Source organism: Paenibacillus humicus NBRC 102415 (genome assembly GCF_004000905.1).
Lineage (GTDB): Bacteria > Bacillota > Bacilli > Paenibacillales > Paenibacillaceae > Paenibacillus_O > Paenibacillus_O humicus.
In genome coordinates, this window is record NZ_BIMD01000003.1 from 46,622 (window position 1) to 73,396 (window position 26,775).

The 26,775-nt window shown below is 59.4% G+C and carries 20 protein-coding genes; 4 read left to right on the forward strand and 16 right to left on the reverse strand.

Annotated features, from left to right (window positions below; genetic code table 11):
* Positions 1 to 3 precede the first annotated feature (3 nt).
* Positions 4 to 1,455: an aminotransferase-like domain-containing protein gene (locus PHU01S_RS03155; RefSeq protein WP_127506065.1), complete on the reverse strand. Its 1,452-nt coding sequence runs from the start codon at positions 1,453 to 1,455 to the stop codon at positions 4 to 6.
* 132 nt (positions 1,456 to 1,587) lie between these two features.
* Here PHU01S_RS03155 and PHU01S_RS03160 point away from each other — a divergent pair, with 132 nt between their 5' ends.
* Together PHU01S_RS03160 and PHU01S_RS03165 are read left to right on the forward strand one after the other, a co-directional pair.
* Positions 1,588 to 2,220 (forward strand): LysE/ArgO family amino acid transporter, encoded by a 633-nt coding sequence (locus PHU01S_RS03160; protein WP_127506067.1) that lies wholly within the window; start codon positions 1,588 to 1,590, stop codon positions 2,218 to 2,220.
* Positions 2,221 to 2,631: 411 nt separating this feature from the next.
* Entirely contained in the window at positions 2,632 to 3,063 is a 432-nt protein-coding gene (locus tag PHU01S_RS03165) for a flavodoxin domain-containing protein (protein ID WP_048748611.1), read from the forward strand.
* 98 nt (positions 3,064 to 3,161) lie between these two features.
* Here the strand turns inward: PHU01S_RS03165 and PHU01S_RS03170 are convergent, their stop codons facing one another.
* Positions 3,162 to 4,052 (reverse strand): glycoside hydrolase family 43 protein, encoded by an 891-nt coding sequence (locus PHU01S_RS03170; RefSeq protein WP_127506069.1) that lies wholly within the window; start codon positions 4,050 to 4,052, stop codon positions 3,162 to 3,164.
* Positions 4,053 to 4,127: 75 nt separating this feature from the next.
* On the reverse strand, positions 4,128 to 6,881 hold the full coding sequence (locus PHU01S_RS03175; protein WP_127506071.1) for a glycoside hydrolase family 2 protein: 2,754 nt from the start codon (positions 6,879 to 6,881) through the stop codon (positions 4,128 to 4,130).
* Between the two features lie 137 nt (positions 6,882 to 7,018).
* Between PHU01S_RS03175 and PHU01S_RS03180 the strand changes: the two genes are divergently transcribed.
* Positions 7,019 to 7,948, forward strand: a complete 930-nt coding sequence (locus PHU01S_RS03180) for an ArsR/SmtB family transcription factor (protein ID WP_048748613.1) — start codon at positions 7,019 to 7,021, stop codon at positions 7,946 to 7,948.
* A gap of 95 nt (positions 7,949 to 8,043) precedes the next feature.
* Here PHU01S_RS03180 and PHU01S_RS25575 read toward each other — a convergent pair whose 3' ends face one another.
* The 13 genes from PHU01S_RS25575 to PHU01S_RS03245 form a co-directional block, all read right to left on the reverse strand.
* Positions 8,044 to 8,520, reverse strand: a complete 477-nt coding sequence (locus PHU01S_RS25575) for a WGxxGxxG family protein (protein ID WP_021880274.1) — start codon at positions 8,518 to 8,520, stop codon at positions 8,044 to 8,046.
* A gap of 247 nt (positions 8,521 to 8,767) precedes the next feature.
* Positions 8,768 to 9,568: an ABC transporter permease gene (locus PHU01S_RS03190; protein ID WP_021880275.1), complete on the reverse strand. Its 801-nt coding sequence runs from the start codon at positions 9,566 to 9,568 to the stop codon at positions 8,768 to 8,770.
* Entirely contained in the window at positions 9,565 to 10,572 is a 1,008-nt protein-coding gene (locus PHU01S_RS03195) for an ATP-binding cassette domain-containing protein (RefSeq protein ID WP_127506075.1), read from the reverse strand. Before PHU01S_RS03195 ends, PHU01S_RS03190 begins: the two co-directional genes overlap by 4 nt.
* Positions 10,573 to 10,815: 243 nt before the next feature.
* Entirely contained in the window at positions 10,816 to 12,252 is a 1,437-nt protein-coding gene (locus PHU01S_RS03200; RefSeq protein ID WP_127506077.1) for a glycosyl hydrolase, read from the reverse strand.
* A 22-nt stretch (positions 12,253 to 12,274) separates the two neighbouring features.
* Positions 12,275 to 13,306, reverse strand: a complete 1,032-nt coding sequence (locus PHU01S_RS03205; RefSeq protein WP_127506079.1) for a carbohydrate ABC transporter permease — start codon at positions 13,304 to 13,306, stop codon at positions 12,275 to 12,277.
* A 24-nt stretch (positions 13,307 to 13,330) separates the two neighbouring features.
* Entirely contained in the window at positions 13,331 to 14,230 is a 900-nt protein-coding gene (locus tag PHU01S_RS03210) for a carbohydrate ABC transporter permease (RefSeq protein ID WP_049867038.1), read from the reverse strand.
* Positions 14,227 to 16,812, reverse strand: a complete 2,586-nt coding sequence (locus tag PHU01S_RS03215; RefSeq protein WP_049867037.1) for a DUF5696 domain-containing protein — start codon at positions 16,810 to 16,812, stop codon at positions 14,227 to 14,229. The genes PHU01S_RS03210 and PHU01S_RS03215 overlap by 4 nt, the downstream gene beginning before the upstream one ends.
* A 14-nt stretch (positions 16,813 to 16,826) precedes the next feature.
* On the reverse strand, positions 16,827 to 17,447 hold the full coding sequence (locus tag PHU01S_RS03220) for a Yip1 family protein (RefSeq protein ID WP_048745451.1): 621 nt from the start codon (positions 17,445 to 17,447) through the stop codon (positions 16,827 to 16,829).
* Positions 17,428 to 18,885, reverse strand: coding sequence for an NHL repeat-containing protein (locus tag PHU01S_RS03225; RefSeq protein ID WP_049867036.1), 1,458 nt, complete (start codon positions 18,883 to 18,885; stop codon positions 17,428 to 17,430). Before PHU01S_RS03225 ends, PHU01S_RS03220 begins: the two co-directional genes overlap by 20 nt.
* Positions 18,886 to 18,898: 13 nt before the next feature.
* Positions 18,899 to 19,762: a carbohydrate ABC transporter permease gene (locus PHU01S_RS03230; protein ID WP_021880281.1), complete on the reverse strand. Its 864-nt coding sequence runs from the start codon at positions 19,760 to 19,762 to the stop codon at positions 18,899 to 18,901.
* 1 nt (position 19,763) lies between these two features.
* A complete protein-coding gene (locus PHU01S_RS03235; protein WP_127506081.1) occupies positions 19,764 to 20,732 on the reverse strand; it encodes a carbohydrate ABC transporter permease in 969 nt (322 codons plus the stop codon).
* Between the two features lie 21 nt (positions 20,733 to 20,753).
* Positions 20,754 to 23,678, reverse strand: a complete 2,925-nt coding sequence (locus PHU01S_RS03240) for an extracellular solute-binding protein (protein ID WP_127506083.1) — start codon at positions 23,676 to 23,678, stop codon at positions 20,754 to 20,756.
* A 95-nt stretch (positions 23,679 to 23,773) separates the two neighbouring features.
* A complete protein-coding gene (locus PHU01S_RS03245) occupies positions 23,774 to 25,144 on the reverse strand; it encodes an ABC transporter substrate-binding protein (protein WP_049867033.1) in 1,371 nt (456 codons plus the stop codon).
* Between the two features lie 431 nt (positions 25,145 to 25,575).
* Between PHU01S_RS03245 and PHU01S_RS03250 the strand changes: the two genes are divergently transcribed.
* A complete protein-coding gene (locus tag PHU01S_RS03250) occupies positions 25,576 to 26,616 on the forward strand; it encodes a LacI family DNA-binding transcriptional regulator (RefSeq protein ID WP_048745443.1) in 1,041 nt (346 codons plus the stop codon).
* Positions 26,617 to 26,775: the final 159 nt, after the last annotated feature.

Below are 26,775 nucleotides of genomic sequence, written 5' to 3' on the forward strand. Positions count from 1 at the left end.
CCATCACGGAGCTGTCAACGATCGGATCAGGCTGGACAATACCGCCAAGCCTTCCCTCAGCTGGCTCAAGGAAGCAAAGGAATAGGACAGCCTCAAATGCTGCCGGTCCTCCCGGTCGTAGATGCTGCCCGGGTTGAGCAGCACTCCGGCTTGCAGCGCAGTCTCGAAAAGGCGCCGCATGTCCAAGGGCTTGCGCAGCCGCAGCCAGATATAGAATCCGCCCCGCGGCATCGTCCAATCCGCCAGATCGGAGAAGGAGGCCTCCAGGGCTTCCAGAGCGATCCCCCTGCGCTCCCTCAGCTTTCCGCGCAGGAAGGACAAATGCTCTTCATGACAGCCGGTCGCCAGCCATTCCGCGACGGCATGCTGCGAAAGGGTGCTGGAGCCATAGTCCGTCTGCATCTTGATATCGGCCAAGCGCTCGATGACGGGCTCGGGTCCGGCAATCCAGCCGATGCGCAGCCCCGGTCCCAGCGATTTGGACATGCTCCCCATATGCAGCACAAGTCCCTGGCTGTCCAGCGATTTAAGCGGAGACGGAGGCGGCTCGTCCAGCCACAGATCCCCGTAGGCATCGTCCTCGACGACCGGAAGCCGCGCCTCCGCGCAAGCCTGCATCAAGCTTTCCCTGCGCTTCAGCGTCATCACGCCGCCAGTCGGATTGCGGTAAGTAGGATTCGTGTAAAGCAAGGAAGCTCCGTGCTGGCGCATCAGTCTCCCGACGGCATCCGGCCGGATGCCGTCCCCGTCCATAGGGACGGTTCTAAGCTCCATGCCTGCGGACTGGAAGACATGGACGGAATTCAAGTAGGTCGGATTTTCGGCTAAAATCACGGAACCCGGGCGCAGCAGCCCGAGCGAGATCAGCTGAAGGCCTTGGAGCGCCCCCGACACGATCAGAATGGAAGACGGCGAGGCTGAGATCCCTTTTCGCTGCAAATACGAGCTTAAAGCCTCCCTCAAGGGATAGCTGCCTTTCGGCTCCGGATATCCCAGGCTGAGCGGTCCGGAGACGCTGCCCGCCAGCAGCTCCGCGATCCGAGTGGACGGCAGCAGCTCCGGCGACAGTTCTCCGGTTCCGAGGCGGATCAGGCTGGGATCCGGCTCGGCTTCATTGATCCGCCGGATCAGGGACAGGTTGGGCCGATAGGCGCCGGAGCTCACATAGCGGCCCCAATCGGGCTGCCGGGTGCCGGCAAGCAGATTCCAGGTGCTGTTCGCCACGACCGTTCCCCGGCCGACGGCGGATTCGACCAGCCCGTCAGCCGCCAGCTCGCCCAACGCATGGACCACCGTGCTGCGGTTGACCGCCAACGCCGCTGCCAGCTCTCTCTGGGAAGGAATCCTCATCCCGACCGGCCATTCGCCGCTTCTGATCTTTCCTTTCACGAAATCATAGATCTGCTGGTGGAGCGGCCCGGCCTCGCGCTTTTCCAGCTTCCATTTCTCGGTCATGAATGCCCCTGCTCCCCATCCGTTTCGGTGGAGACATTATACCAATTGGTTGGCTCTGCCGCCAACCGATTGGATGGAGACTCCCGGCCGGATTGCTCTTACAATGGCTATACCAACCATCGGGAGGATCATATGCTGACTGCAGCCATTCACGGATTTCTGCTGGCGCTGGGGCTCATTCTGCCCTTAGGGCCGCAAAATGTGTTCATTTTCAATCAAGGAGCCTCTCAAGTCCGGTTCGCCCGCGCGCTGCCCGCCATCATCGCCGCCGGACTATGCGACACGCTGCTCATTCTGCTCGCCGTATGGGGTGTCTCCGTCATTATCTTCGACAATCAGGAAATCAAGCTCATCCTTTATCTCGCCGGCATTTGCTTCCTGATGTATATGGGCGCCGCCTCCTGGAGAACCAGGCCCGCCGTCCCGGGCACGGCAGCCGGCGGCGCCATGTCGGCCAAAAAGCAGATGGCCTTCGCCGCATCGGTCTCGCTTCTGAACCCGCATGCCTTGCTCGACACTGTCGGCGTCGTCGGCACGAGCTCGCTCGGCTACGCCGGTTATGAGAAGGCCGCATTCACGATCGTCTGCGCGGCCGTCTCCTGGCTCTGGTTCATCGGCCTGGGCGTTGCCGGCAAATCGGCGGTAAAGCTCGATTCATCCGGACGAATGCGGATGGGGATCAACCGTATTTCCGCGCTGATGATGTGGGGAACGGCCGTTTATCTCGGCTGCGTTCTGCTCGCAGAACGATCGGGCACGGCTTGACAGTCGCGCGATGACGGCGAAAGGATTTGATGGCGTTCGCCCAGCACGCGGTCAACCGCCGGCAGCCGTCAAGAAGGATATTTCAACGTTCGGCCGGATGAATTTCATCTGATTCGCCCGGCGGGATTGGATCGGCCTAAGGCTGCATTCGAATTTCATCCTGCATTCGCAGCGCTTGTCCCTCTGGACGAGCGCTTTTATTTTCGCTATCCGGAGCCATTAATGGCCGTCATTCCGCATTCATTGCTTTCCTCTGCTAACTCTTCCGCAAAGATGTTCGACAATCAAGAATCTCGATAGATGAAATTTCTGTTTGAATGGAGTAAAATAAGAACAGCGATTCACAGGTGAAGGAACGAATAAAGGAAATCCGTTTGAGATGAAAATAAACGATATTAAGGGGAGAAGATCATGGCAACAATCGTTCTGTACGCGACCAAAACCGGAGCCGTCAAGCAGTGCGCCAACGTATTGGCGGAAGAGCTTCCCGGCAGCACCCTGTGCAATATTGAGACCGAAAAACCGGATCTGGCCGCCTTTGATTCCGTTATCGTAGGAGCTGGAGTAAGAGACGGCAAAATCTATAAGCCGATCCGGGACTACATCAAAAAAAACAAAGACGAGCTGCTCGGCAAGCGTACCGGTTATTTCATCTGCAATGAAAAGCCGAAAAAGACGGAAGAAATCATCGAGGCGAACTTCTCGGAGGATTTAAGGCAGGCGGCCGTAGGCATCGAATCGTTCGGAGGCTACAAATCCTATGCCGCGCCCGCGGAAGGCGCCGACCAGCTCAAGGGCATTTTCGTGGACAGGATCAAGGCTTTTTCCGACCATTTCAAATGAAGAAAACAGACAATTGAAAAACCGGCCGCGGTCTCGAAAGACGCGGCCGGCTTTTTCGGCTGCCTTCTTTTTTCATCCCATCCGGAGCTCATTCCTGCCTACCAGGCATCCGTCATGACGACAGGACGGATGATGCCGTCCTCCACCTGCATCCGGTCGATGCAAAGGATGCGGCTGCCGGGATCGCGGTCGCCGATGATCCGGCGATGGTACACGATCAGCCATTCATCCTCTTCCGGCAGATGCAGATAACCGTGATGGCCCGGACCTTCGGCGATCGGCGGCTGGCTCTCCAGGATGGTTCCCTTGTTCTCGAACGGTCCCAGCGGACTGCCGCTGGTGCCGTAGGCGACACAGTAAGTTCCGTTGGTCCAGCCGCCCATCGACCACATCAGATAATAGAGGCCGTCCTTCTTCAGCATGCAGGGTCCCTCCACATACCCGGGCGGCGTGACGGAGAGAATCTCCTCCCCGCCCTCAAGCGGCTCGAAGCCGGTCATGTCCCTCTTCATGCGGGCCGCGTTGCAATGCTTCCAGCCGCCATAATAGAGATAGACCTCTCCATCGTCGTCCTTGAACAGATGAGCGTCGATCGGCTGGGCGCGGTGAACGAAGCGGTCTACGAGCGGACGGCCCAGATACGCCCGGAACGGGCCTGCCGGAGTATCAGCGACCGCTATCTCCAGGCCTCCGATCTCCTCGTCCGACTGGATGTCGTTGCCGGCGAAGACCAGGTAGTACCTCCCGCCGCGCTCGATGACCGTCGGAGCCCAGACTGCTCTCCAGATGTGCGGAAAATCCCCCATCTCGACGATGCCTTCATGCTTCTCCCAATGGATCAGATCGTCGGAGCTGAATGCATCCAGATTCATCTGATCGGTATAGGCTGTAAAAGAACGGGTCGCATAAATCCAAAACTTCCCTTCATAGGTCCGGGCTTCCGGATCGGCATAATAGCCCGGTACGATCGGATTCACGATTCCTCTCATGCTCTTCTCCTCCTTCAACGGGGCATCCCCTCCGCATGGGGAATGCCCCTTCAGGTTCATAGGCTGCCGATGCTCTCAACGATAGCGCACAACCAGGTCCACCGGATATCGGCCCGCGTTGCGGCCGTACAGGGCGAGGCCGCCTTCCGAAGCCCTCAGCTCCAGCTTGAACCGGCGCGTCGTATCCAGCTTGGCGGTCAGGCTCGGCGGCAGGGAAGCCCGGCACAGATAGCCGTAGGAACCGGCTTCATTCAGCTTGTTCGCCGCAGGCTGGTAATGCCAGGAGAGAATGCCGCGCGCGTCGGCGGGATCGTCCGGCAGCACGAAGCTGGCCGCCCTCTCGCCGTCGATCAGCACCTCGACCCGGGATTCGTGCTTATGCTCTCCCGTCATCGGATATGTGTTCCTGTTCCATTCGGAATCCGCCGAGTCCCCATGCATATAGTTGATGTCCGTCCGCTGCTCCTTGTCGACTCCATAGTTGCGGGCGAGCAGCCGCTTGGAGCTGGCTTCGAACCAGATGTCCACGTCCGTGATCAAGGCCTGCTCTCCGGCATCCGGCAGCACCGCCTCGAATACGAACGAGCCTTCCTTGCCGCCGTTCTGCTTGTGCCCGCCGATCGCCTCCCATTGATGCGCGAAGCTGTGTTCGGAGAACGAGCGGACCGGAATGCTGAGCGTGCCGCCATCCGCTCCGTATTCTCCGCCCGGCTGCCCGCTCCGCACGTCGAACGCAGTGAAGTTCCGCGTCACGACCTTCCCTTGGCCGTCCACTAGACGAAGGCTGAGAATCGCCAGCGCGTCGCGCTGCGGCATCGTCAGCACGAGAGGCTGCAGCGGGGACGTTCCGTAGCCGTCCCAGTCCAGCTGGACAACACCGCTGCTCTCGACGCGGCGGACCCCCAGCTCGTCGTAGGCAAGCTCCCATTCCAGCGTCAGCCTCTCGCCGTGATAGCGGTCCGAGAAGCTGGATCGAAGCAGCGGAACCGCTGCCTCGGCTCCGGCATCCGTCGTCACGCACGGGGCCGCATCCACGACGATGAAATCCGCCGAGTGCAGGTCGCGCAGCGTCATGCCGGGCACGATGCCGTCATAGCCGAAGTCTTTGGCCGAGCCGTCCAGCCGGTAATAGCCGTTGAATTCGTTGGTCACGTCCCTGAACTCCGTGAAGACGAATCCGCAGAGCTTGTCGTGGCGCCGGAACTCATTGAGCATATACCGGTAATGCCAGGCCAGGTCGCTGTCGCCCGCTCCTCCTTCGATGCCCCATACGTTGCCGCATTCGCTGTTCATCAGCGGCGCGTCCGACTGCTTGTTGCCTCCGATATAGTTCAGCTCCGAGCCCGGGAAGGTGCCGGAGACGACATGCTCCAGGTGGTCGCGCAGCTGCTGGTAGCCGTTGATGTAGAAATGCCAGGTGTTGATGTCCGATTCCACATGGTCCCAGTTGCACGGGGAGTTGTCCTCCACGATGCGCGTCGGATCGATGCTCTTGGCCCACCGGTACCGATCCCTGACCCACTCCTGCGTCTCGGGAAGGTACAGCTGCTGCTGCGCCGAATCTCCCGTCACGGATACTGTCCTGCTGTCCGTTTTCAGCCCCCAGGTTTCGTTGAACATGACCCATGAGAAGATGGACGGATGATTGCAATCCCTTTGGATCGTCTCCAGCGCTTCGCGATCATACGACGCCCGCGCCGTCTCGTCCGGATCGCCCCAGAAGCAGGGCATATCCTCCATGACGAGAATGCCCAGCTTGTCGGCCCAATACAGCTTGCGGGGCTCCTCCGGCTTGATGTGGATCCGGACGAAGTTGAGGCCAAGGCGCTTCATCATGTAGATCTCATCGCGCATGTCCTCATCGCTTGGATAGGTGAAGTAGCCGGTCTTGTGATAGGCCTGATCCAGCGTTCCGTTCAAATAGACCGGCTTGCCGTTCAGCGTCAGCCAGCGGTAGCCGCGCTCGCCGAACCGGGCCGATCCGATCTCGCGGATGCCGAAATAGGTGGACACCCTGTCCTCTCCGGAGAGGGAGGTCAAAGTGACGGCTCCTTCATACAGATGAGGCGTGTCCGGGCTCCACAGCTGCGGCTCCGCTACCTGGAAGGACGCCGCGACTTCATTGTCGCCCGCCTTCAGCTGATGCACCGACTGCGCCGTTACGGAGCCCTCCCCGAAATCAAACGCCAGCCGCGCTTCGCCAGCCCGCGCGGCGCTGATCCGCGCGCTGATCTCCACGCGTCCATCTATGAAAGTATGGAACTTCGCATGCTGGATATAAGCCTCGGGACGGGCTTCGAGCCAGACCGTCTGCCAGATGCCGCGGATTTCCCCATAGCCCTGCTTGCCTCTGGCCTGGTAGGCATGATCCTCATCCTGCGCGCGCACGACGATCACGTTCTCTTCCGCCGTCTTCCAAGCCGATGTCACATCGAACTCGAACGTGCCGTATCCGCCTTGATGGGAACCGGCATGCGCCCCGTTCACCCAGACCTCGCAATCGTAATCGACGGCGCCGAAGCGGAGGAACACGAGCGAGCCTGCCTCCGAGGGAGCCCAGCTCACGGTTCGGCGATACCAGCCCGTTCCCTTTACATTTTCTCCGACTCCCGATAGAGGACTCGACCATGAAAACGGTACCACAATGGTGGAGCCGAAATGGCTTTCCTCCTTGAGCTGCCAGGCTTCCGATGCTCCTATGCTTTCCTGATCCAGCCGAAACGACCAGGAGCCGTTGAGATTGAGCCAATCCGTCCTCTCCCAATCCGGGCGGGGATATTCGGGACGGGGATTGAGAAGGCCCGCATGAGCGGTTAAGGAATCAAGCATTCGGCACACACCTTTCAAATGGGAATTGCCCCCATTCTAACAGGTATATATTAATTAGGCAATGTACATTATGATTTTACAATATGCTGAAATCCTTGTAGACTGAAGCTATTCATTTATGCAAAGGAAGCGTTGACATGAGCGAAACCAAACAGGAACTGATCCGCTTTCCCGCTTCCCGGATGATCGATGTGGCCAAGGCTCTGTCCAGCGACGTCCGCCTTCGCATCCTGGAGGCTCTCGGGGAGAAGCCGATGAGCGTCAGCCAGCTGGCGGAGGTGCTCGGTGCGGCTCAGCCGACCATATCCATCAACGTCCAGACGCTGGAGCAGGCCGAGCTGATCTCCTGCCGCCAAGGCTCTGCCCGGGAGAAGATCTGCTCCGTCAATTACCGCTCCATCCTGCTCGAGATGCCTGCCAGAGCCGGCGACGCCCTGCACCGGACGGAGCAGATCCGCATGCCGATCGGCATGTTCTCCGCCTGCTCGATCCAGCCGCCCTGCGGCATGGCTTCGCGCGACGGCTCCGGAATCGGATCGCCGGACGACCCGAGGGTTTTCTACATGCCGGACCGCATTCACGCCTCGGTGGTATGGTTCTCCGGCAGCGGGAGCCTGGAATACCGCTTCGCCAATCCGATGCCGCCCGGCACCGAGCTGGAGGAAATCAGCCTGACGGCGGAGCTGTGCTCCGAGGCGCCGGGCTTCCGCGAAGACTGGCCGTCGGACATATCGCTCTATATGAATGATCGGCTTGTCGGAACCTGGACGAGTCCGGGTGATTTCGGCGACCGAAAAGGCCGTTTTACGCCGGAAAAATGGCGGGGTAATACCGAGTATGGCCTGCTGACGGAATGGAAAGTAACCCGGACGGGAAGCCTGATCAATGGAGCTTCTTGCGGAGACCTTTCCATCGATGCGCTGGGGCTTTCCTTCAGCGAGCCCGTCCGCGTCCGCTTCGAGATCGCCGAGGATGCCGCCAACCCCCGCGGCTTGAACCTGTTCGGCTCGGATTTCGGAGACCACGCCCAGGACATCGTTCTTTCCTTTACAAGAAAGGCGGAGTAGGCTGGCTCCTTAAAATGGCCTCTTCGCATCCCCCCTCTTTTTTGTCCAGAGCGGTGCAAAAAGGGCCGCAGCGTCGCTGCGGCCCTTACGTTTGATTAATGGCGTTCCGGATTGCGGCTTCTCATACCCGCAAGGCCGAATAGGCCGAGCAAGCCGAGCCAGCCCCAGTTGGAGCCTTTGCCCGTTGCGGCTTTGGCCGTGTAGCTGTTGGCGGCCATGCCGTTCTTGTTGTAGCTGTTGGTCCGGTAGCCGTTGTAGCTGTTGGTCCGATAGTCGTCCATGCGGGTACCGTCCAATCCGGTTCCATACGAGGAGACGCCATTCATTCCATAGCCGGTGCGGTTCATGCCTGTGCCGTATGTGCTGCTTGGATAGCTTGGAACGACATTCATGCCGACACCGTTCGTGCCGGCGCTTTTCATGCCATAGCCACTCATGCTTGCATTATAGTGCTCGGCATTCATTCCCCGTTCCATATTGCGCATCATGTCGTTGTTGTTGGCGAATGCCGGACTTGCGATCGTTCCGGCGATGCCGGCTGCAGCTACGATTGTAAGAGCGAGCTTTTTCATTGGTTGGCCTCCATTTGGTCATATAATTGCGAACACAAATAGGTTGCCCGCCGCAAAAGCCGCTATGCATGGGTAATACCGGGATGCCCGCTGTCGCAGCCGCAGACGCTGCGGCCACTAGCGGCTCTCGAGACATTGAATCCATGGCAAGCAAAAAAACCGCCCCGATGAAAGGCGGTTTTTTCATCCAAGGATTGACGAGCCTTCCGGCAGCCGGATTCGTTATGCCGTGCTGCAGCTCGGCAGCCTATGTCCTCCTCATATACGCCCGGACGGTAATCGGGGCGAAAACAGCGACGATGACAGCCGCGCCAATGAGCGACAAGCTCAGATCCCAGCCCACGGTTCCATCGTTGGCCAACTGCCTCACCGCGCTGACAAGATGGGTGATCGGATTGATCTTGACGAAAAATTGAAGCCAATTCGGCATCGTGTCGACCGGCACGAAAGCGTTGGACAAGAAGGTGAGCGGGAACAGCACGAGCATCGAAATGCCTTGCACGCTGGATGCGGTGCGCGCGATGACGCCGAAGAAAGCAAAGATCCAGCTGATCGCCCAGGCACAGGCAATGACCAGCAGAGCGGCCAAAACGACATTCCCGAAGCCGCCTTCCGGCCTGTAGCCCATGATGAAGCCCATGGTGAAGGTAAGGACGGTTGCGATCGTATAGCGGATCGTATCCGCGAGCAGGGCTCCCGCCAGCGGCGCGATGCGCGCGATCGGCAGCGATTTGAAGCGGTCGAATACACCCTTGTCCATATCCTCCCTGAGCTGAACGCCTGTGACGACCGAGGTCCCGATGACCGTCTGCACGAGGATGCCCGGAATGATGATCGGCAGATAGCTCGCCACATCGCCCGAGATGGCGCCTCCGAAAATATACGTGAACATCAAGGTGAAGATAATCGGCTGAAGCGTGACGTCGAACAACTGCTCCGGCGTTCGCTTGATTTTCAATAAGCCGCGGTATGCCATCGTCAGCGAATTGCGGATCGTTTGGCCGAAGCTCGTATGGTTCTTGAGCGTGCGTGCGGTCGGCTGGCTCATACCGTAACCTCCTTAGCCGAAGCGGCTTCCGCTTCGTGATTGACCCCTTGGCCTGTAATCGTCAAGAACACCTCGTCGAGCGTCGGTTTCTGCACGCTCATCTCCGACAGGGAAATCCCCTCCGCGCGAAGCGCGATGAGCAAGTCGGTGATGGCATCGGCATCGGCCATCGGCGCCGTGATTTTGCCGGCTTCGGACGACACGCTCGACTGTGCCCCCAGCACCTGCTCCACCAGGCGCCGGGCATTTCCGATGTCGCGGGGCTCGCTTACTCTCAAATGCAGCGAAGAAGTCCCGACCGAAGCTTTCAGCTCGTCTACGGTGCCTTCGGCGACGACATGGCCCCTGTCGATGACCGCGATCCGGTCGGCCAGCTGATCCGCCTCGTCGAGGTATTGCGTCGTAAGCAGTACAGTCGATCCCGTGTTCACGAGGCGGCGGATCGTCTCCCACATCTGCGAGCGGGTGCGCGGGTCCAGACCGGTCGTCGGTTCATCCAGGAAGATGAGCGGCGGCTGCGCGATGAGGCTTGCCGCCAGGTCCAGCCGCCTGCGCATGCCGCCGGAGAAGTTCTTAAGCGGCCTCCTGGCGGCTTCCGTCAAGCCGAATTCCTCCAGCAGCTCCTCGGCCTTGCGCTTCGCCTCCTTGCGTCCCAGTCCGAGCAAGCGGGAGAAGATGACGAGGTTCTCCGTCGCGCTGAGCGACTCGTCGACCGACGCGTACTGGCCGGTCACCCCGATCAGCTGCCGCACGATTTGCGATTCCTTGACCGTATCGCGGCCGAATATTTTCGCCGATCCGGCATCAGCCTTCAGCAGCGTGGCCAGCATTCGGATCGTCGTCGTTTTGCCCGCTCCGTTCGGACCCAGCACGCCATAGATCGAGCCGGCCCGCACGTTCAGATCCACCCCGTCGACGGCGCGGTTGTCGCCGAAGGTTTTGACGAGGCCCCTTGCCTCGACAGCCCACTCGCCTTTGGGCTCTTTCGCCTGAATATGATTCACGTAAGTTCCTCCTCGTCATGATTCTCCATGAAGATTAGAACATCTATGTGAACTGAATGTGAACCGGGAGCGGAATGGGAACATGCTGGATGACAAGGGGAAAAACGGGCCGATCAAGATTCCGGGCGCATGAGCCTTGCAAAGCATCCTGCATGAAAAAGCCCCTGCCGAGCATGAGCTCAAGCAGGGGCTTGGCATCGGTTCAGGCATAAGCGCACATGGCCGATCGATGCTTACTTCAACCTATCCGTTCTTATTCCAAGGCAGCTCGTCGAGCGTGACGACTCTCTCATCCGCATATACCTTCCGAAGGAATTCCGGATTGTTGTGCCTGCCGTCCCGGAGAAACTCTCCGGTCCAGGTGCAGAACCAGCTCCAGAGCGCTCCATACATCTTCATCTGATCCGGATCGGGAATGGCGCCGTTTTCCGCCAGCGCGACCAGCTTATGGCCGCCGCTCAGCCGGACAAGCTTCTCAAACCTCGCGTTCACCGCGCCATGGTCGCCGGGCTCAGGATAATGATCGACGCTGACGATATCGACGACATCGTCCCCGGGGTACCACTGAGGATCCTCTGAGTTCCACACCCAGATCAGGTTGTCGAAGCCATGCTCGATCGCCAGCTTGTCATATAGGAGCCGATACAGCTTTTTGGCCGGTTCAGCGCCCTTCGCCCCCCACCAGAACCAGCCTCCCTCCGCTTCATGGAGCGGACGCCATAACACCGGAACCTTCGCGTCGTACAGCCGCTGCAGCTGGACAGCGACAGCCTCGATGTCGCTCAGGAGCAGCTTATGCTCCTCCGACTGCGGATCGTCCATCGCCTTCTCCACGTCGAAGGCCGTGGCCCGCGTATAGAAGCCGCTCCACCATTCTTTGCCCGGCTCGTCAATCAGGTCCTTGGGCGCGTTCCAATGCCAGCACAGCGTCGCGATGCCGCCCTTGGCATGCCAGTCGAGCATGTGCTCGATCTCCTGCGACTGGGCTCCCCGCTGGACGCGGGAGGGCGAATACTCGATCAGGTCGAAGCCCATCACCGCCGGCTCCTTGCCCGTAAGCTCATAGATCCAGCCCAGATTCTTGTATTCCTGCTGGCCGGACAAGGTCGCCTTGCCGAAGCTGTCCGCCAGATAGCGCATCAGCCGCTTCGCCTCGGGCGTTGCGTTTTTGTTGACCAGGCTGCCGTCCAATTCAGGCGCTTCCACCGGCTTCGTCTCCTTGTAGGTCAAATAATCGATGTCATAGTAGCCCCATCCGCGAGAGAGCACGATCCGGTTTTCTCCTTGACGCAGAAACGCCTTTCCTGCGGATGTTTCGGTAAACTCGCCGCTCTGCTTCAATACGAGTTCACCGAGAGGCTCTCCGTTCAAGCCCAGATTCGTCCTTTTGTCGCCGCTCTCCGAACGGTAGCCGAGCCGGATCTCGTAGAGTCCGGACTTCGGCGCCTCCAGCTTGAATACGACGGCATCGCCTTCGGCGACGAAGCCGGCGACATAGCCGGTGCCGGAATATCCGGCGGCATCCGTTCCGATGGACGGACCTGCCAGCTCGCCGTCCTCCGCTTCCAGACGAATCTCCGCAGGCTCCCATTCGCGAAGCAGCCCGTTGAACAACGGCGCCGCTCCGCCGACCAGCAGCAGCGCAGAGGCGGCCAGCAAAAGGCGAAGCTTCTTGTTCATCCCTACTCCTCCCCGGCTGCGGTCATCCAATGATGCCTGAGCGCTCGATGCTTTCCACAAAGTAGCGCTGCACGGCCAGATACAGCAGGATGAGCGGCGCGATAGCCAGCAGAATGCCCGTGTCGACGATCATGGCGACATGGTTCGGATCCGATTTGATGCCGGAGTTGGACGCATAGCCCATCAGCTGAGGTATGAGCTGATTGGCCTGTGCCGGCAGCGAAGCCACCTTCAGCGGCATCAGCGCGCTTTCGCTCATGAAGAGGGACGTATAGAGCGTGTCGTTGTACTGCCAGACAAACGAGAACAAGATGACCGTAATGAGCGGGGAGATCGCATTTGGCAGCATGATGCCCGTAAACGTGCGGATTCCGCCCGCGCCGTCGATCAGGGCCGCTTCCTCGATTTCCTTGGGCATGCCTTTGAAAAATTGCCGGAAAATGTAGATGAACAGTCCCGCCTTCAGTCCCATAGCCGTCGCCGCCGTAATGATGGATGGCCAGTACGTATTAAGCAGATTGACGCCGGGGCGGCCGCTCATGCGCTCATAGAGGCCGAACAGGTCGAAGCTCCGGAAATGCAGGTACATCGGCACCATCAATGTGCTTGTCGGCACCAGAATGGTCAGGATGACGAGCGCGAACAGCAGATTGCTGCCCGGAAACGAGAAGCGGGCGAAGCCGTAGCCGGCCAGCGCGCAGGCTGCCGTCGTCAGCGCTGTCGTCACAGCGACGAACAGCAGCGTGTTGGCCAGCAGCGGGCCGTAGTCCATGATCTGCATCGCCATCCGGATATTGTCCAGCGTGTAATGCTTCGGAACGACAAAGATCGTCGGATCGTACAGATCGATTTTGTCCTTGAAGGCGACGGAAATCTTGAGCAGGATCGGATAAAGAATGATGAACGAAATGCCGACGACAAGCGCGTACCTGAAAACCGCGTATAAGATGTCGGCTGCCTTGCCGCCTGCTTTCTTGAGCCGGATAGAGCGCTCCTCGCCTGACCGCAGCTTGCCGATGCCGGAAGGAATCGAACGGGACGGATCGACTGCCATGCCCCTGCACCCCCTATGAGTTCATTAATTGTAGTGAATGCGGCGCGACAGCACCCAGCCGATGACGATCAGCAGGATGCCCACGACGAGCGTGTACAGCCAGGCCATCGCCGAGCTGAGGCCGAAGTTCTGCGTCTTGAATGCAGTCTCGTAGATGATTTTGGTCACGGGGCTGCCGGCAAAGGAATCAATGATCGTATAGATCACGTTCGTCAGAATCAGCGGGTTGACCATCGGGAACGTAATCTTCCAGAAGGACTCGTAGGCGGTGGCTCCTTCGATCCTGGCTACCTCATACATGGAGCCCGGCACCGACTGCAGCGCGGCGAGGAAGATCAGAATCTGCACGCCGGAGCTGCTGATGATATCATAGATCCGCAAAATCGCTTCCACGATATAATCCGTGAATGCGGCCGGAATGCCGACATCCGAAAGCATGCGCACCATGGACAAAATATTGTAGGATACCCCCGCTCCGCTCGAGGCCTCGATGGCGTTCGCGTCTCCCATCAGGTTGATGAGTCCGGCGGACTCCGCCGCGGCTACCGCGCTTGATGCCAGGATGACAGGCAAGAAGAAGACCGACCGGGCAAGAGCCCGTCCGCGGAACTTCTGGTTCAGCAGCGTCGCCGTGAACAGGCTGAAGAACAGGATCATCGGCACGTTGAGAGCCATCTGGGCGATGGAATCCACCAGCACCCGGTTGAAGCTCGCGTGGACGAACAGCGACTCCTTGAAGTTCGCCCAGCCGACCGGTTCAAGTCCATAGCCGCCCGGCGCGATGCTCAGCTTGCTGAAGCTGAAGCGCAAGGACTGGATCAACGGCGCCGCGAACAGAAGCAGGAAGCCGATCAGCCAAGGCGAGATGAAGGCAAGACCAAGCAGCGTCCGGCGCGTGCGGAAAGACATTCCGACCGTCTTCATGTCGCCGTCCCTCCCGTCGCGTAGCTTTCCGGCTCTATCGACACGCCGTTCACCTCGGCGGATTGCTTCGTGTAATTGACGGCAACCCAAGCCCCGTTCTCATAGCTGACCAGAACGAGCCCTTCCTGGATGATTTCATGACTGCTCATTCTCACTCCTCGGAGAGGACCTAGAACTTTGTCCGCCTCCCTGTACAGTTCCGCCGCATCAGCCAGCCAAGCCTCGTATCCGGTAGAGTAAAGCTGCTCGAAGTCGGTCGACTTGAGCTCCGAGGAGGGCAGCCAGCTCCATTCGAAGCGCGGAGCCGCTCCGAGCTCGAGGCTTTTCAGGAGCTGCAGCCGCAGATCGGAGTCGCCGGAGCGGTTCATCGGCTCGCCCGCGTAATCGGCGTAGCCGTGAAGCACCATTTGATAGAAGGGGATGGCTTCATCCGTCAGCGTAAAGCCGCTGGAGCCGGACGGAATGCCGATCAGCCGGCTGCTGAATGGAAGCGCGTATGCATTCGGAGACTGGATCAGCAGCTGCGGATAGGCCATTTTCAGCTTGCCGAGCTGCTCCTTGGCGATGGCTTTGGCCGTCTCGCGGAACACGGGCCGGCTGTCCCTGTAGTCTGCTGCCAGCTCGCCGCCAAGATCGCGCAGCGACAGCGATCCGAGCCCTAGCTTGCCGTAATCGGAGCTGAACTCGCCGACATAATAAGGAAGCTTGGCCGGGGACAGCAGGTAATAGGCCGGCTTCATGCTGTCCATGCGGCTCAGCGCCGGATTGTACGGATTCAGCTTCGCCTGCTCCTTGGTGACGAATCTGGCCGCATCGGAGGTCGGGGTGAAGCCCCGGTCATTGTTGTAAATCGTCTGGAAAGCGACATCAGGGAACAGCATGCCTCCGCCGTCATCGAGCTGTGCCGCCAGCGACTTCAACCCGGCAGCGCTGCCCGCCTCGGAGTCGATCTTGACCGAAGAAGGCGAATGATGGCTGATGCCGCCGCCGAACCAGCCGAGGTAGCGCATCTGCACGGCCTGGACGCCGTTGTCCCGCAGCAAGCTGCCGATCTTGCCGGCTTGCTTGAAGGTCGTGAGCGCCACCGTCTCGCGGTAAGGGACGCCGGCCAGCGACGCCCGCTTGTCTACCGTTCCGATCACGTCCAGGAAAAATGGAAGAGGCCCGTCGGCATCCAGCCGCCTCAGCGCGCCCCGCTCCTCCAGCTGCCGCCGGTATAGACGGGCCATGCCGGAATAGCTGGCTTCCGCTCCGCCGAGGAAGCTGTAGCGGATCTCGACGTCTCCCCGGTACCGCTCCTCGGTGAGCAGCTGTATCTCCTGCATCTTCTGGCCGGTGTACATCTCCAGCTCATCCTCGCCGCGAATCGCGAAGCTGCCGTACACATGGTTGTAGCTGCTCTGCTTGCCGCCGATGTCGGCGGCGATGCTTGCAATCGCATCGCCCTTCTCGATGACGGCGAACCAGCCCCCGTCTCCGCTCTTCATGCCGAAAACAGGCAGCTTGGCATCCTCGCTCACCTGCCCGCGGGTCCGGCTGTTGTCGTTGCGGTCGGAGCCGTATACCCGCTGGACATACTGCTCCTGGGTTATTTTTCCATTGTTCAGGTTGATCAGGCTGCCCGAGCCGTCGGGAACGAGCATGTATCCTTCCGCCTTGCCGTCCGCCGCCCCGAAGTAGGACAGCAGATCGAGGCTGCGGAGCCGGAAAGGTCCGCTTTCCTGCAGCTGGCCGAGCGGCACGGTGACGAGCAGGCTGCCGCGGTCGAGCCGGTATTCCACCGGAATCGTGAAGCTCGGCTTGTCGCTGCCCCCCGCCTCCCCGATTCCGTTCTCGGCATTATCCGCCGCGAGATCGTCGGCGGTATACCCCGCCTTCTCGAAGGCATCGACCATTTTGTCGAGGACGAGCTTCTTGGAAATCTGGCCGTCAAGCCGCTCCAGCACGTCCGGGTTCGACTTGGAAGCATAATAGCGCGCCGATACGTACTTGGCGAGCGCAGGCTCCAGCCTGGAGACGACCTTCTCCTCCAGCCGCTTCTTGGAGATGAGCCTGGGGAGAGCGTTGATGCCGAGAGAAGTGTCTCCGATCGTATACTCGATGCGGATGCCGCCTTCGATTGAAGCCGCCTTGAACTGGCCGCCGCTGATGCTGCGGGCAAAGTTGGTATAGATCTGGTTCGTGCCGACCGAATCGCGGAACTGGACGCTCAGCTGCGAGGCGAGCGATTCCTTCTCGTAGCCGGAGGCCAGGCCGTCCTGCTCGCGCTGCGGCGGGTTGCTGTACCAGAGCCGGCCGCTGCCGTCCCGGACGGCGATTTCTGTCGTCTTCTCGTTGTAGTACAAGGACATGCCGCCGTCCTTGGCGACCAGACCCATTCCTTCCACAGTATCCGCATCCCCGTCCAGATACGCCAGCGTGCCCGCCTCGGCCGTCGCAGAGGCGGCTGCACGGGACGGCTCCGCATAAGCGGACAAGTCCGCAGCCGGGACTCCCCGGCTGCCGAGCAGCAGCGCCGCCAGGGCGATGGCTGCAACGCCTGTGCAGGCAAGCGCCGTGCAGGTTTTTTGCCGTTTGTTCACGGCTGCCGCCTCCTTTACGTGCGATAGATAAGCTCACGGTACATATTGACGAAAAAGTCGGCCAGTTGCTGCAGCATGCTGAGTACGAGCGCGCCGAGAAAGACGATGATTCCCATGACGACGACCGACAGGGCCATGGTCGCCACGGTTTTGACGACCGAGTACTGATGGACCGTCATATTTCCGATGAACAGCAGCAGCAGGAACCAGGCGACGGCAATGGAGTTGAAGAGGTAATAAAAGGACGTCTCTTCCTGAACCATGAACCGGCTTGCGGCAATCATGGGCAGGTAGATGAGGAAGATCGGAACGAGCGAGTAGCCGCTCGCCAGGATGATCTCCTTGAACTTGCCCTCCCCTTCCATCAGCGTCGTGACGGCCCAGTTGGCGACGCACCAGAGGAAGAAAGGAGCGACGACGGCAAGGATGTCCATCAGGCTGTTCATATACCTCGGATCGAAATTGTTGACCAGAAAACCAGCGTACTGCTTCTGCAGCACCATCGCCAGCGCCGTCAGCGCCAGCGCCGAGAAAGCGACGCCAAGCCGTCCCCTGTTGTCGGCTTTGAGATCCCAGAAGGCGTCGAACGGATGGAAGATCAGATGCAGCGGGAATTTAATGTAGGTTTGCTTCACGATCCCGTCCTCTCCTTCCTCTCCAGGTTGCCGCGAGCTTCAGCGCTGCCAGCAGCGCCGCGGCGGATGCGGCTGCCGTAAGCACGGTGCCGAAATGCTCCTTCATCATTTCCCTTCGGTAGCGCTTGTACGCCACCGAATAGCTCTTTTTGTCCGAGCCCAGCTTGAAATAGTCCAGAGCCGCCTTGTTGTTCTTTTCCATCAGATAAGCCTTGCCGATCCCGATGTAGGCGAGGTCGAAGTTCGAGTTGAGCTGCAGCACCTTGCGCCACAAGCCCAGCGCCTCGGCATCCTCCCCCCGGTAATGGAGCGCCGCGGCTTCGTTGATCGCCGCCCCGTAGAAAGTCGGCTTGTAGACGACCAGACTCGCTCTGCCCCGGTCGAGCACGAGGCGGTCGCCTCCCAGCTTCTCGACCGCCACCGGCGTCTTCAGCGTGCCGAGCTGATTCCCCTTGCCGCCGAACACGTACAGCAGATGGCCTTCGTCGTCATAGGTGAACACCCGGTTCTGGGTCGCATCCAGCGCGCTGTACATGCCGTCGCCGATGAATTTGATGTCGATCATTTTGGAAGGTCCGACGGAGGTCCGATAGATCAGGTCGCCTCTTACGTCGTTGTAGCCGAAGCGCTTCAGCACATCCTCGCCGGACGGATTCAGCCGCTTGATCGGAACCGTAGAGTTCGGATCGATATTGGTGGCATACAGGAAGCCCTTGTAATCGGCATCCGCATTCGAGAACTCGGTCGGCACGAACAGCACGCCCTGAGCCCGCTGGGCATCCGTGGAGAACAGCCGCCAGATGTACTCGCGGTAATCCCGCCTGACCTTGTTCGTACCGATATAGCCGATGAAGCGGCCCTGCTCGTCGAACTGCATCAAGCCCTCGAATACGCCTTGGGCGACCGTATAGATGCGGCCCGCGCGGTCGGCCGTCACCTTGAGCGGGAGAAACTGGAAGCCCGAGGCCAGAATATCCGACTGCGGGTTGTCGACGATCCGCTGCAATTGCCCCTCTGCGTTCAGGACGACGATCCGCTTGCCTGCCGTATCCGCGACATAGACGAGTCCTTCCCCGTCGACGTATATTCCGGACGGCCCCTGAAAGCCGTCCTTTGTCCCGTTGTTGTCGAAGCTCTCCAGCACACGCCTGAGCCGGTACTCCCTATCCAGCACGACGATGCGCTTGTTGCCGCTGTCAAGGATGTATACCTCTCCGGCCGGAGAGACGGCGACATCGGACGGCTCGGCGAAGCTGCCGATGCCCAGATCGCAGCCCGTGACGGCCTTGTCCGGCAAGTACGCATCCGGCGCTGGCACCGCATCGCCCCAATAGTTGTACAGATAGCTCTCATACGGGGCGCCTGCGGCGGCGGGCAGCGCTCCGCCCAGCAGCAGCGCGGCGCCAAGGAGCAGAAGCAAGCTTTTTTTGACGGCCATGTCTTCTCTCCCCCTAATCCTTCATGCCCGAGCTCGCCATCGTTTCGATGATGCGGCTCTGCGAGAATACGAACAGCGTGATCGGCACGCTCATCAGAATGAGAGCGACGGCGGCTCCGGCTCCGGCGCGGGCAATGCCGCCCTGGACGATCTGCCCGGCGGCGTAGTGCAGCGTCTTGAGCTGCTCGCTGTAGATATAGCCGTTGCCGTCGCTGCCCCACAGCATCTGGAAGAGCAGGATGATCAGCGTCAGCCAGGCCGGCTTGACGTTGGGCATGACGATCGTCCACCAGATGCGGTACTCGCTGGCGCCGTCGATCTTGGCCGCCTCCAGCAGCGCGTCGGGAATCTGCTCCATGAACTGCTTCATGAGATAGAGCCCCAGCGAATAGGCGAAAGCAGGAATGATTACGGCCCAGTAGGTGTCGATCCATCCGAGCCAGGACAGGATCATATAGTTCGGAATCGCCGTCACGGCTGGCGTGAACATGAGCGACAGGACGACGATCTGGAACAGGAAGCCCTTGCCCGGAAAGACATGCTTCGCCAGCGGATAGGCTGCCGCCGAAGCGAGCAGCACATGGCCGACGATGCCGAGGCCGGTAATGAAGATCGTATTGAACGCATACCGGGTGAACGGCACCCAGGTGTTGCCGAGCAGATTCATCAGATCGGTGAAGTTGCTGAACGTCGGATTTTTGACGAACAGCGTAGGCGGAAACGTAAAGATTTCATCCAGCGGCTTGAACGCGTTGTTGACGGCATAGATGAGAGGCAGCACCATGAACGCTCCGAACAGCAGCAGCAGGAGGAAGAGAGAAACGCTGCCGGAGAGCGATCGATTGACACGCTTGCGCGGCGCAAGGATGGCAGCCATGTCATTCCCCTACCCTTCTCAGCAGTTTTTGGACGAGCAGATTGGTGCCGACCATCAGGAGGAAAAGCACGGTCGCGATCGCCGAAGCGTATCCCATCTCGAACCGGTTCGTGCCGAAGTCGATCAGATGCGTGACGACGGTCTCTGCGGCATAGTTGACGCTTGGGAAGCCGGCCAGGGCGATCGAGACGTCCGCCACCGCAAACGAGGCTGTCAGCTGGATGACCGCGCCGAACATCAGCTGCGGACGCATCGAGGGCAGCGTAATATACCAGAGCTCCTGCCAGCGGTTGCGGATGCCGTCGACGGCGCCGGCCTCGTACAGCGTGCGGTCTACCGTCTGCAGGCCCGCGATGAAGGCCAGGAAGCCGGTGCCGAGGCTGAGCCACAGCTGGACGAGAATGATGATCGGCATGACGTAGGCTTCCGTCTTGAGCCAGAGGATCGGCTCCAGAATGACGCCGAGCTTGATCAGCACCCCGTTCGCAAGGCCGTAGCGGTCTCCGGAGAAGATCATCAGCCAGATGAAATACACGTTGCCCGATATGGACGGAGCGTAGAAGACAAGGGTCATGAATGCCCTCAGCTTGGGCGGAAGCTCGTTGATGATCCAGGCGAAGACGAAGCAGGCGATATAGCTGATCGGTCCCGTTATAATCGCGAACAGGATCGTATTCTTGATGGCGATCAGGAAGACGTCGTCCTCCAGGAACAGACGAGCATAGTTCTGCCACCCGATGAATTTCGGAAATTCCAGCATGTTGAAATAGGTGAAGCTGAGCAGAATCGAGATGACGACAGGCACGACGGTGAACAGGAAGAACAGCGCCATATAGGGCGCCATGAGAAAATAGCTGTGCCGTGCGGCCTTGATCTGCTGCCACAGCAGGCTCAGCCGAGCCCCAAGCCGGGAGCGGGCCGGAGCTTGGGCGACGGCAGCCTGTTCGTTGCGAACCGATGATTGCGGCATGGTTAGTCCTCCCCCCAAGCTTTACGGCAGCCCGAATTCCTTGCGCTTGGTGCGAATTTCGTCCTGAATGTATTCCGTGTAATCCATCATGGACTCTCTGGCCTCCACGCCGCCGACGACGGTCTGATAGAAGGCGTTGAACAAATGCCTGCCGGTAAAGTAGCCTCCCGGCACCTCGGGAACGCCTCTGACCTCCGCGAACTGCTCCTTCAGGCTGGCGTAATCCTGTGCCGGCCAAGGAAGGGAATCCAGCGCGGCGATGTTGGCCGTCGGATAGCGTGCGGCCGCCCCCATCAGCCCTTCCATCTCGCGGCCGAATTCGGCCTGGATGCCGGCGCTGGTCCACCACTTCATGAACTGCCAGGCGGCATCCTTGTCGCGCGCTTCCCGCAGCATCATGACGCCGCTTCCGGAAGCCGGCGTATCCCGGCGGATGGAGCCGTCCTGCTGCAGCGTTCCGGGAACCGGAACGAAGCCCCATTGCCCCCGGATCTCCGGAGCGAAGACGGAGAGCTGGTTGTACATCGTATAATCGGTGATCCCGATCGGCATCTGGCCCGTCCGGAACCGGTTGGCGAAGTCGTATTCGCGCTCAAGCTTGTAGTCCGTATAGAATTCCGTCCATTGCTTGAAGGTCTCGATGCCCACGCGCGAATCCAGATCCGACTGCCGCCCTCCGTCCCGATAGAAGGAGCCGCCGTTTTGCAGCAGCAAAGTGGAATATTGGGAGTTCGGAGGGATATTGACGCCCTGCATGTTCGCCTGGGCGACGACCGGCAGCCCGAATTCCATATGGTTCTTGCTCAGGATGGACAGCAGATCCTGGACGTCGTCCCACGTCTGAGGCACCTCCAGCCCAAGCTCCTGCAGGACGTCCTTGCGGTAGAAAAGCATGTTGAACGTCTGCGTCTCCGGCAAGGCGTATACGCCGGACTCATAGCGATAGGGCACGATGGCGCTGTCGCGAAACTCCTTGGCCGCAGCCTCGAAGTCCGGGAAGCCGGTCAGGTCGACCGCGGAGCGCCGCATGGCGAAGTTGACGGGAAGATCGTTGCCGATCTGCATCGCCACATCGGGACCTTCTCCGGACAGCGTCGCCGGCAGAAGCGTCCCCATGTTCACGAGCTTCAGATTGACGCTGATGCCGCTGTCCGGAGTGAAGCTCTCGTCGATCATCGCCTTCATCGTATTCGCCTGGTCGCGTCCGCTGCCGATCCACACCGTGACCGTGCGGTTCTGCTTGCCGTCGGAAACGTTGCCGATATTGTTGTAGTCCGTGAAGAAGGAGCTCATGAAGGTGCCCGCTTCATGCTTCAGCTGCGGCCAGAAGCCACTTCCCGTGTCCGGAATCCTCCTGCCGGGGGAAGCGACGTACAGCGCATCGATCTCCAGCGGCTGCTCCCTGGCCTGCTGCACCCAGGTGCCGAGACCGCCCGTGTTCGTCTTGTAGGCGTTCAAACGGCGCGGAATCGTCTCCGGGCTCGCGATCATCTCGTCGAGCTGGCGGGACATCGTGTTCAGCAGCGCTTCCTGGTCGCTCGACTGGCCGGACAGCTTGCGCAGCTCCGAGGCGATGCCTTTCAGGCGCTTGCTCTCCGCGCCGAATACGTCCAGCAGGTTCGGAATCTGGCGTTCGATCCGGTAGTCCCGGAACTCGTCCGGCTTCGTCCCTGTAATCATCAGAATCTGACGGTACATCGCATTCAAATTGTAGAGGCTGTCCTCGACGCTCTGGATCAGCGGCGCAAAATCCCCCAGCACCGCCTGCAGCCGGATGACATGCTTTCCTTGTTCAAGCCGGAACAGATAGGGATCCTCTCCACCCATCACATCCAGGCGGTACCCGCTCTTGTAGCGGAACGGCACGGTTTCCATCTCGGCAAAAGGAACTTTCCCGTCGATCGTGAGCTTGCGGGTCGCATAGATTCCTTTGACGAAATTCTGCTGGCTCTTGAAGGCGATCTGGTAAAGTCCCGTTTCCGGCACCTCAACTTCCCATTCGATCCATTCGCCGGGCAGCCGCCAGTTGTAGCCGCCGATCGTGTTCACCCGGATCTTGGAGGCGCTGTAAGGCTTGACCGCGGGACTCGATCTTTCCGTCATCGGGTAGAGCGTAGGGGAAGACTTGGCTGCGGCGGACTCTCCTTCCACTCGCAGCAGCACATCCGCCGGCTGGCCGGCTCCCTCTCCCTCTCTGTAGGCCGCCTTCGCCTCCTCGTAAGAGGGCGGTTTCGGCGCCTGATACAGCTTCAGGGAGCGGATCGCCATCGGCTCGCGTCCGGATGTGAGCGAGAGCCTGTGGACTCCTTTGGAAAAGTAGAACCGGTAAGGCTCCTGCTCGTAGCCGCTCGGATCCTCGAAAGGCTGCTCCATCCAGCGCGGCTGCTCCTTCTGCCGGGGACGGAGATCGTTATCCTGATTGTCCCTCTCCACCTCATCCTTCTCGTTGGCCCATACCCGGTCGAACTGCAGGTATTGCGCTTCAGAGAAAGGAAGGCTGCCGTCGATCCTCAGCTCTCTTTCGATCGCCGAGCTTTTTCCTTCCGTCGGAAAATAGGTGAGCGCCAGCTGGTACAAGCCTTCCTCGGGAATGTCGACCGTCCATTGGACCGTGCCGCTTTCTCCCGTAAGCAGGGAAGCGCCGCTCATCCCTTCCAGGTTGTCCTTGATGGCAAAATCGCCGCCGATGGCGGAGGAATACGACGACGCTTCGATGACGATCTCACGCTCCGGCATGGGAGCGTTGGAATGCGGCTCTATGTAGGCTGCGTAGCTGTTCGCCTTGATCGCCGTCTGCCGGGCCCATCCGCTCGCCGCCGGCCCGGCAGCCTTGGCCTTGCTGTCTGAAGCGCCTATGACTCCTGCCGCCGGAGCCAGCAGCAGCGATACGCTCAGCAGAGCGGCTCCCGCCCTGGCCCATCCCTTATGTAGGCTCAATCCAGCCATGCCTCATATCCTCCCCTAGCAGTTCGGTAGCCGACGACGAGCGGGCAGCGGACGGCTCCCAGGAGGGTCACCGCTTCGCTGCCCTTGCCGGTCCTTTACTTCAGCTTGTCGATGGAAGCCTGGGCTTGGGCTTTGTACTTCTCTGCCGTAGCCGCAACGGAAGCGTTGTTCTTGATGATATCCGACACGAACGCCCCGGTCGGATATTCCGGATACGCGTCATCCAGCGTGATTTTGCCGGTTCCGGCGATATGCTCGCGCATCATCTTGATATCCGCTTCGTCGGTATACAGGCTTTCGAGGTAATCCTGGCCCGGATACTCTTCGATCTGCGGAATGTCGAAGGTCTCTTCGTAAATTTGGTAGACGAGCTTGGGATCCTTGACGCCCTTCGGAATGAATTTGCCGGATTGGGCCGTATTCGCATACGTGATCTCCTTGCTTCCCTGTGGACCGTTCGGAATCGGCACAAGGCCAACCTCGAATTTGAGATCCGGAAGCTGCCATTCCGCCGCAGTGAACAGCGCGACATCCCCGTCCTTGAATGTATTGCTCTCTTCCCAGTTCGTTTTGTCGCCCGTCTTGACCTTGACGACGTTCTCCACGTTGTAGAGGCGCTTCACGAACTCGGCCGCTTCGATCGTTTTCGGATCGCTCAGCCCTTCCTTGCCGTCCCGGTCGTCCACGACGGAGCCGCCGTTGGCCGCGGTGAAATGCTTGAACGCATCGTTCGCCCAGCCCGAGAAGCCGAATACGTCGATCTTGCCGTCATTGTCCGTATCCTTCGTCGCTTTTTTCGCCAGGTCGAGGAAAGTGTCCCAGCTCCATTCGCCCTTCGCGTACAGCTCCTGCGGATCCGGCAGCGACAGCTTCTTGAAGATGTCGCGGTTGTAGTGAAGGCCCAAGCCGATGCTGGTCGGATTGTCGAAGGCATACTCGCCGCCGGCGATCGCCGGATATTTGGCAATGAGATTGGCTTCCTTGTTGATGTTGTTGTCGGGAGTCGTGAACTCGGAGATCGGCAGCAGCTGGCCTTTCTTGATGGCAGGAAGAGCCGACTTGTACTCCATCTGCATGATATCCGCGAACGGCTCTCCTGCGAGCACGGTAGTCGTGAACTTATCCATGTAGTTCTCGAACGGGACGTTGACGAATTCGAACTTGACGTTGTATTTCTTCTCCACCTCGGCGATCTTGTCCAGACGAGCCTTGTCGGAGGCGGTCGTGCCTGCCGGCTTCAGATCCCACCAGGCCGATACCTTGATGATGCGGCCTCCGAGATCGGGCACCTCAGCAGGAGCAGGGCTCGGTGAAGGGCTCGGCGAAGGGGATGCGCTTTCATTTGCCGGCGATGCCGTAGGAGCGGACGAGGTTTCAGGGCTTCCGCCGTTGTTGGAGCTGCATCCTGCTGCCAGCAGCAATCCGCTGAGGGTGAGGACGGACAATGCTTTCCATTTGCTTGTCATCGATAAGACCTCCCGGGAATGGTAAATGAGTTCAGCGCTCTCGACACATAACAATTTTTAGTTTTTAATTATTTTTGTTAGGTATCAAGTTATTTCAATCACAAAAAGAACGGTACCACATATCCAATGTAAGCGTCAACAAAAATAATTTTGGTCGTTTTGGAGGAGACAGGTTGTTTCTGAATTCATCGATTACCCCCCCGTATATAGGTCTTTATTCTCTTTTTTCAGACCCGGAAATAAGTTTAGGTTAAAGTTGAAAATATGTTATTTATGACATAACATATTATGCAATATCTATTTCGCAGCTATCATCAAGACTAACGGATCCTTTTCGGTATGCTTCCAGGGAAGATTAGTAGAGCTGAGCGGCTTGTTGTATACTGGAACGAGGTAGAGAAACAGGAAAATTGGAGCTTAAGGATGATCGTATGAAGACTAAAGTCACCATTCAGGAAATTGCCGATTTCACCGGTTTGTCCAAATTCGCCGTATCGCGAGCGCTGTCAGGCAAATCCGGCGTGAGCGAGCAGACGCGGGACTTGATCTTGAGAGCTGCCGGACGGCTCGGATACTTCAAGGACAATCCGGCAGCAGCGCCTGCGGAGTCCTTCTCCAAATCAGAGCTGCCTGTGATCGATGATGGCGCCTTTGGCGGAACCGTCGTCATTCTATTCCCCAACATTCGTTACCAGAATCCGGAGTCCATCTATTGGGGGCCTTTGTTCAACGGAGTCACCTCCCGCCTCAATGCCCGGGGGATCCATATTCTCACCTTGACGGAGCCGTCCGTCGACCAGCTGTTCACCCTGCTCAATCCGCAAGCGATCCGGGGCATCATCACTCTCGGCAGCATTTCGACCTCGATTCTGCTCGAGATCAAACGTCTCCGCATCCCTGTCGTCATGGTCGACCATCTGGATCCCGCCTTTCACTGCGACAGCATCTTTACGGACAACCTGGCCGGCATGCAGGAAATCATGCTGTACTTGCTCCGCAAGGGCTTCCGGAGCTTTCAGTTCGTCGGCGATATCACGGACGCGCACAGCTACTATGAGAGATGGCTAGGCTTTCGGTTTGCGCTGGATGAGCATCAGGTCCCGCATCAACAGATCTCCGAGCTGACCGGCAAGAGCATCGGGAACCAATTTCACGAGACGTTTGTCCGGCATGTGCAGCCGGATAAGCTTCCCGAGGTTTTTGTATGCGCGAACGATTTCTGGGCCAAGATCACCATCGAGGCGCTTGCGGGGATGGGAGTAGCCGTGCCGGAGCATTGTTTTGTGACGGGATTCGACAATACGTACAGCGAGGATCCGATTCTGGCCACCGTCCACGTCGATACGGAGCAGCTCGGCGTCCGCGCCGTCGATCAGATGCTGTGGCGCATCTCCAACCCCGAGAGCTGCCGCGAACGCAAGATGCTCCATGCCGACGTGATCGTCCGCGAGGATATCGCTTCGCGCCGTTAGGCAGCTCTTGGTTTGAACGAAAACCGGGGCTTTCCCAAAAAAGCTCCTATCCTGTAAAATCCGGCAGATATTATGCCGAAGCCGGAAAACGGGACGAAGCCGAGGATCATTCGGCTTCGTCCCGTTTTCGCTTTTTCCTCACCTGTATCCGGTTCAATC

Coding starts and splice junctions, on each gene's coding strand:
- PHU01S_RS03180 (WP_048748613.1), top strand. CDS start 7,019: ATGAGCGAAACCAAACAGGAACTGATCCGCTTTCCCGCTTCCCGGATG.
- PHU01S_RS03210 (WP_049867038.1), bottom strand. CDS start 14,230: ATGAAGACGGTCGGAATGTCTTTCCGCACGCGCCGGACGCTGCTTGGT.
- PHU01S_RS03245 (WP_049867033.1), bottom strand. CDS start 25,144: ATGACAAGCAAATGGAAAGCATTGTCCGTCCTCACCCTCAGCGGATTG.
- PHU01S_RS03175 (WP_127506071.1), bottom strand. CDS start 6,881: ATGCTTGATTCCTTAACCGCTCATGCGGGCCTTCTCAATCCCCGTCCC.
- PHU01S_RS03190 (WP_021880275.1), bottom strand. CDS start 9,568: ATGAGCCAGCCGACCGCACGCACGCTCAAGAACCATACGAGCTTCGGC.
- PHU01S_RS03170 (WP_127506069.1), bottom strand. CDS start 4,052: ATGAGAGGAATCGTGAATCCGATCGTACCGGGCTATTATGCCGATCCG.
- PHU01S_RS03205 (WP_127506079.1), bottom strand. CDS start 13,306: ATGGCAGTCGATCCGTCCCGTTCGATTCCTTCCGGCATCGGCAAGCTG.
- PHU01S_RS03235 (WP_127506081.1), bottom strand. CDS start 20,732: ATGCCGCAATCATCGGTTCGCAACGAACAGGCTGCCGTCGCCCAAGCT.
- PHU01S_RS25575 (WP_021880274.1), bottom strand. CDS start 8,520: ATGAAAAAGCTCGCTCTTACAATCGTAGCTGCAGCCGGCATCGCCGGA.
- PHU01S_RS03240 (WP_127506083.1), bottom strand. CDS start 23,678: ATGGCTGGATTGAGCCTACATAAGGGATGGGCCAGGGCGGGAGCCGCT.
- PHU01S_RS03160 (WP_127506067.1), top strand. CDS start 1,588: ATGCTGACTGCAGCCATTCACGGATTTCTGCTGGCGCTGGGGCTCATT.
- PHU01S_RS03165 (WP_048748611.1), top strand. CDS start 2,632: ATGGCAACAATCGTTCTGTACGCGACCAAAACCGGAGCCGTCAAGCAG.
- PHU01S_RS03200 (WP_127506077.1), bottom strand. CDS start 12,252: ATGAACAAGAAGCTTCGCCTTTTGCTGGCCGCCTCTGCGCTGCTGCTG.
- PHU01S_RS03225 (WP_049867036.1), bottom strand. CDS start 18,885: ATGGCCGTCAAAAAAAGCTTGCTTCTGCTCCTTGGCGCCGCGCTGCTG.
- PHU01S_RS03250 (WP_048745443.1), top strand. CDS start 25,576: ATGAAGACTAAAGTCACCATTCAGGAAATTGCCGATTTCACCGGTTTG.
- PHU01S_RS03230 (WP_021880281.1), bottom strand. CDS start 19,762: ATGGCTGCCATCCTTGCGCCGCGCAAGCGTGTCAATCGATCGCTCTCC.
- PHU01S_RS03155 (WP_127506065.1), bottom strand. CDS start 1,455: ATGACCGAGAAATGGAAGCTGGAAAAGCGCGAGGCCGGGCCGCTCCAC.